The organism is Paenibacillus timonensis, from assembly GCF_022427145.1.
In the GTDB taxonomy this organism is placed as follows: Bacteria; Bacillota; Bacilli; order Paenibacillales; family Paenibacillaceae; genus Fontibacillus; species Fontibacillus timonensis.
Window position 1 is genome coordinate 1 of record NZ_JAKSXN010000112.1, and the last position, 5,745, is coordinate 5,745.

7 protein-coding genes are annotated in these 5,745 nt (G+C 47.9%); 3 read left to right on the top strand and 4 right to left on the bottom strand.

Annotated elements, in window-relative coordinates; all coding sequences use genetic code 11:
* Positions 1–52: 52 nt before the first annotated feature.
* The 3 genes from MJ257_RS24165 to MJ257_RS24175 all read right to left on the bottom strand — a co-directional run bounded on the left by MJ257_RS24165 (position 53) and on the right by MJ257_RS24175 (position 2,520).
* A complete protein-coding gene (locus MJ257_RS24165; RefSeq protein WP_240271734.1) occupies positions 53–577 on the bottom strand; it encodes a DinB family protein in 525 nt (174 codons plus the stop codon).
* Positions 578–682: 105 nt separating this feature from the next.
* Positions 683–1,654 (bottom strand): helix-turn-helix transcriptional regulator, encoded by a 972-nt coding sequence (locus MJ257_RS24170; RefSeq protein WP_240271735.1) that lies wholly within the window; start codon positions 1,652–1,654, stop codon positions 683–685.
* A 140-nt stretch (positions 1,655–1,794) separates the two neighbouring features.
* The gene (locus tag MJ257_RS24175) at positions 1,795–2,520 is read right to left on the bottom strand and encodes a 3-ketoacyl-ACP reductase (protein ID WP_240271736.1); all 726 of its coding nucleotides are present in this window, start codon (positions 2,518–2,520) and stop codon (positions 1,795–1,797) included.
* Between the two features lie 158 nt (positions 2,521–2,678).
* Here MJ257_RS24175 and MJ257_RS24180 point away from each other — a divergent pair, with 158 nt between their 5' ends.
* Together MJ257_RS24180 and MJ257_RS24185 are read left to right on the top strand one after the other, a co-directional pair.
* Positions 2,679–3,299: a TetR/AcrR family transcriptional regulator gene (locus tag MJ257_RS24180; RefSeq protein WP_240271737.1), complete on the top strand. Its 621-nt coding sequence runs from the start codon at positions 2,679–2,681 to the stop codon at positions 3,297–3,299.
* Entirely contained in the window at positions 3,268–3,894 is a 627-nt protein-coding gene (locus MJ257_RS24185) for a DNA-3-methyladenine glycosylase I (RefSeq protein WP_240271738.1), read from the top strand. The genes MJ257_RS24180 and MJ257_RS24185 overlap by 32 nt, the downstream gene beginning before the upstream one ends.
* Before the next feature lie 442 nt (positions 3,895–4,336).
* Here the strand turns inward: MJ257_RS24185 and MJ257_RS24190 are convergent, their stop codons facing one another.
* A complete protein-coding gene (locus MJ257_RS24190; protein WP_240271739.1) occupies positions 4,337–5,032 on the bottom strand; it encodes a hypothetical protein in 696 nt (231 codons plus the stop codon).
* Between the two features lie 113 nt (positions 5,033–5,145).
* Between MJ257_RS24190 and MJ257_RS24195 the strand changes: the two genes are divergently transcribed.
* Positions 5,146–5,583: a hypothetical protein gene (locus MJ257_RS24195; RefSeq protein WP_240271740.1), complete on the top strand. Its 438-nt coding sequence runs from the start codon at positions 5,146–5,148 to the stop codon at positions 5,581–5,583.
* Positions 5,584–5,745: the final 162 nt, after the last annotated feature.

Consider the following 5,745-nt stretch of genomic DNA (forward strand, 5'->3'; position numbering starts at 1 on the left):
AACGAAAAACCAGCCCATTTCAGGTTGAATGGGCTGGTTTTTTGCATGACTGTTAAGGCGATGGCGTGCCCGCCTGCCGCTCCAGCAAAAAGAACAAATAATCCGTAGGGACCCCGGCATACCCTTGCTGCCGCAGCATCGCGGTCACGTTCCCCCGGTGATACGTCCCGTGATTGACCACATGCTGCAGAATTTCGGAGAAACGCGTGTCGAAGCTGCCATACTTCGGGTGATGAATCGTCATCGCCTGATCCGGGTCGGGCGTACGCCGCAGCAGATCGCGGAACCGATCGGCGACGCCGGCGAACAGCTGCCGTACCTCGCCTAACGATTTACCCTTCGTTTCCTCCGACCAAATCGGCATTTTCGGAAAAATGTCCTCGTTCGGAACGCCCTCAAGCACGGACAGATAAAGCTGGTCGAACAGGTAAATATGTCCCAACGCGTCTGCCACGGACGGGAATACGCTCGTCACTTCCGCATGGAATACCTCCTCCGGAAGCTGCTCCAGATGAGAGAAAAGTTGGTCGTTCGCCCAAACATGATAGTTAAGCCATTGATCCGCTGGTCTTTGCATGGATCGTTTCACGCTCCTTGTCTTCGTCGTCGTTAGCTGCCGCTTCTGCCTGCAGCCGTGTCCCTATCGTATACCGGGTTCCATGACAAACGCTGTCAGTGAAGATCAATTGGTTTCATTTAAGTAATGGTTTGCGATGCCGGAGGCGATTTCCTGAATTCGGCGTTTCAACTCCGGCGGCTCAAGGACCCGGATCGCCATACCAAACGTGATCAAATACGTCGGAAGGTATTTATTCATTGTCGGAACGTCGAGCACGAAGCGTGCCTCCCGATCGGTGCGTTCCGTCAAATAGTGGCGCAGATGCCAATGGCGGCACAGCTCATTCAGCTTGTCCGGCATACCTTCGATACGAACGTCGATCAACGGCCCTTCCGCCTCCCGCCTCCGCTCGGACTGGTCACGGAAATAGTCGGATGCCGAGAACCCTTCCGGCCTTTCAAACCATCCCTCGGTCGGCTCTACCCGCTCGATGCGGTCCACGCGGAAGGTCCGCATCGCTTGAGAGCGATGGCAAAACGCCACCTCATACCATTCGTTCCGGTCAAAAGCCAAACCGTACGGATCAACTTCCCGTTCTTCCTCCTGCTCCATGTTCGCTTTGCGATAAATGATGCGGACCGTCCGCCCCTCTTTTGCCGCTTGCTCCAAGTCCCGCAATGCCGCGGTCAAATAGGGAGGGCGCGCCGGGGATATCACGTCCAAGCCGCCCGTTTGAACGGAGAGATCCTGGCGCTGCTCCTCGTGCAGGCTATTCTCCACTTTCTTCAACGCGCTTTCCAGCTCTTCCGTAAACGGATACCCCGCACCTTGAGCAAATTTATGCGCGTCGACAAGCGCTTTCAGTTCTGTCGTGTTGAAGAACAAGGGCGTCTCCTTGAAGCTGTCCAGGATGCGTATGCCTCCGTCGTGGCCCGATTCCGCAACGACCGGCACGCCGCTGGCGCATAAGGCATCGATATACCGGTACACGGAGCGAACGCTGATCTCCAGATTGTCCGCGATCTGGGCAGCCGTTAACTTCCTGCCGGACCGCAGCATCCAAAGCATGGACAACATATTATCCCATTTGGCCATTAGGGAGCCCCCTCTTTTCATCATGTAACCCCATGTTCGCATATTCGCTGCCAGCAGATCAAGATCACCGTTTCCCCGCAAAACAAAAAGCCCCCAAGGGGGCTTCCTGTTGATGAACATCATAACGCCTGCTCCGTTGCTTAGAACGGATTCGTCGCGATGAAGCTGGCCGTTTTCACATAGACGCGTTGGCTGAGCTGCAATTGACCCACAATGAACTCTGCCAAATCTTCCGCTTGAATGAATTTGGATTCGTTGTTGTCCTTGATCAGGTTCAAATCCAGGGCCAGATCTGTGGCCACCGTGCTCGGGGTTAATGCCGAGACCCGGATATTGTTGCGGCGTACTTCCTGGGCAAGGGACTCGGTAAACCCGATCACAGCGAATTTCGAGGCGCTGTAGGCGCTCGCGGTAGCCGCACCGTTCAGGCCGTTCGTCGAGGAGATATTGATGATGTCTCCGCTATTTTTTTCGACCAATTGAGGCAGTACCGCCCGGGTTACGTAATAGGTCCCCAATACATTGGTATCGATCATGCCCTTCCATTCGGCCGGGTCCATCTCGAGCACCGTCCCAAACGTGGCAATGCCCGCATTATTGATCAGAATATCCGCCGGGCCCAGCTCGTTCTTCAACGTTTCGACTGCGGCCTCTACTTGTTCTTTCGAAGCAATGTCGGCTGCCGCGTATGCGACCTTAACCCCCATCCCTTCCAGCTCGGCAGCTACTTCTTTCAACGTCGACTCCGTTCTGGCGATCAAACCTACGTTTACGCCTTCTTTGGCAAGTGCCACTGCCGTTGCCTTGCCGATCCCCCGGGCGGATCCCGTGATGATCGCGACTTTTCCTTTTAAGGATTGTGCCATTTCCCTTGGCTCCTCTCTGTTATGGTCTTACACTCCTCCCTTATTATACTGTAATCGGGCCGGCTAACGTAAATCCAACGAACCTGTTGACTTAAACCATGGTTTAAGTCGTATCCTAAGTCATGTCGACAAGAAACTTTAGATTCGGGGGCCTCCACATGAAGTACTATTCCATAGGCGAAGCTTCAGCTATCGATTCGGCCGACCGGCTATTTTATGAGCGCGGGTACGAACATACTTCCTTTGCGGATATAGCCGATTCCGTTCAAATCTCCAAAGGAAACTTCTATTACTATTTCAAATCCAAGGACGAGATATTGGATGCCGTAATCCAAGTGCGGCTAGAGGATACCCGGAACATGCTCATGCGTTGGGAAGAGGATGGGGAACGGCCCGAGGATCGCATCAAGAGCTTTATTCACATTCTGACCGCAAACCAGACGGATATCCAAATGTACGGCTGCCCCGTCGGTACGCTATGCACAGAGTTGTCAAAACTGAATCACGCCTCCCAACCGGAAGCGATTGAGCTGTTCAACCTCTTTCGGACCTGGTTAGGCCGGCAGTTCACTCTGCTTGGCCGCGAGGCTGAAGCCGACGAGTTGGCGATGCACCTCCTTGCCCGTAGCCAAGGCGTCGCTACGCTGGCACAAGCTTTTCGGGACGAGAAGTTTATACGGTATGAAATTGAACAGATGTGCGACTGGTTGAGCTCGCTGCTGGCAGACTCGAATGAGGAGGAAACCCATGAACACAATCATAGCAGAAAAGGACGGTAGACCGCGTTGTAGATGGTGCGGCGCCGCCCCGGAATTTCTTGATTATCACGATACCGAATGGGGGTTCCCAGTCGACGACGATCGCCGGTTGTTCGAGAAGATCTGCCTGGAAGGCTTCCAATCGGGCCTGAGTTGGCGAACGATTCTAGTGAAACGTGAGAACTTCCGTGCTGCATTCCATGATTTTGACTTTCACCGGATCGCGGACTATACAGATCGCGACTTAGAGCGTCTACTCGGGAATGAAGGCATTATTCGCCATCGGGGCAAGATCGAGGCGGTCATCAATAATGCACGGAGGGCGCAAGAGATGGTCCAACGGGAGGGCTCGTTGGCCGCCTTCTTCTGGAAATACGAGCCCGACCAGAGTCAACTTGCGGAGCCGCAGACCGCATCCACTTCGGCGCTATCGATCGCGCTGTCGAAAGAGCTGAAAAAGCAAGGCTGGAAATTCGTCGGCCCGACGACGATGTACGCTTTCATGCAAGCGATGGGGTTGTTCAACGATCATGTTGAGGACTGCGTTATTAGGGCAGAGGTTGAGCTCGCGCGCCAGCAGTTCCAGCGTCCCCGGGCAGCAATTGGCAAACGTTAAGCTGCCGCTGACGCCCTTACCTTTTGTTGGCGATCGACTAAGGGATTACGAACGAAGTCTGCTTTAGAAAGCAAAATAGATCGGGGGAATTAGTCCTGAGAATTGATCAGATCTATTTATTAACTTAATAATCGAGCGAATTACATTTGTATAGTGATGACCCTTCAATGTAGACTAAAGCTCCCTTATGCATGGGTTGGTCTAAGGACTTAGAATTTGAATGTAATGTCAAAAATAAGCTTGCATCAGAAGTCGCTCCTAAGTTTAAAACTGAATAAAGTCCAGCGTTGAACCTCGACTTTGATAAGAAAAAACACCCATCACATATCGATGGGCGTCAACGTCGTTAAGTATTATAAATCTATTAGCTAACTAACCTACTACCTAAAGCCGTCCCCAAAAAAAACAAGTATGATTCCTCAATAAGATAAAAATCCAACTATTAGGTTACCGGAAAATTGAATACGAAATTCCAACTCGAATGTGTACCGCGTTGTAATGTTGCCGTAATATTGATACCACAAGCATAAGCGAGACCATATTTCAGAACTGCATCCCAACCCCAATTTCTTACAAGTATCGTATCAGAATCAAATGCATTTAAGGTGTCTTGTTGATTAGTTACAGCCTTGCCTCCATTTGTATAACCAGCACCACCATTTTGTGAAACTAAAATTCGTTTATTAGACACTGTTACAGAGCTGTCGAGTAGATCAAATCTATAATCAATTTTATCCATTCCAACATAAGTAAAGCCATCCTTCGAATAAGAAGTATAATAAATAGTTGCATAGACCTTAAGTGATATACTGTCGTCAGTCTTATTACCAGATTGCGTGTGGGTTGTTGCACTTATTACAGCTTCAGCTTTATATTGTGTAGCAGTTTCGTTGGTTTGGATTCGCATAAAGTCATCTAGCTTTTGTACTTTAATCTCTCCTACTTCAAGTTCGTAAACTTCTCCTGTTTCCAAGTTCTCTAGTTGTCCATTTGCATCAAGGATATTCTTTACCATAAATTCCTCATTATCATGATGGGACTGAATAAATTGATAATTTTCATTATTACCAATTTGTTCAGCATTTGCAATCGAACCATAAGAAGTAACTAATAAGGCAGAACTAAGAAAAAGAATCATTTTTTTCTCGAAAACATGTAAACATCCTCCTTTTTAGGTTATAATTACAATGTTATTATATACTAATATTGAAAATATTGGTAGTGTTAAATTACAAAATTTAGGAGGTAATTATGAAAATCAAATTTGGTCTTGTTTTATTAATTTTTATTTTTGTATTTGTTGGGTGTAATAGTAATCCTAAGCAGGAAACTGACAATAAAATAAGCAAGGAGATCATTTCTTTACAAGGACAAAGTGACCATTGGGCGGCTAATTATACTATAAGAGAGACTGAAAAAAGTTCCGAAGCATCGAAATATTTGCTCCAATGTACTATTGAACCACGCAACTCTAAAGAATTGATTTTTGATGTCGCTTATAATATAGCTAGTCCCAGTAACGTTTCTCAACTAAGTGGAACTATAACTTCTGAGACTGATAGTTACCTCAGTGATAAGGTCATTTCTCCTTCAATAGACACCAACTTCTTGCCAAGGAAAGGGGAGGATATCATCATTACAATTAAATGGAATAAGAAGTTTGAAGAGAAAATTGTTCTCACACCTTAAAGATTTTCGAGAAAACAAGTTGCTAAGGAGCTTGATAAGATGTTGGAGAAACTCGATTATAAAATCGAGCTATTTAATAACTTATAAGACTCTGAGAAGTTGCATTAGCACGTGTATTTTCAGTCTCTTGCTCGCTTCGACAGAAAAACTTGCTGATAATTG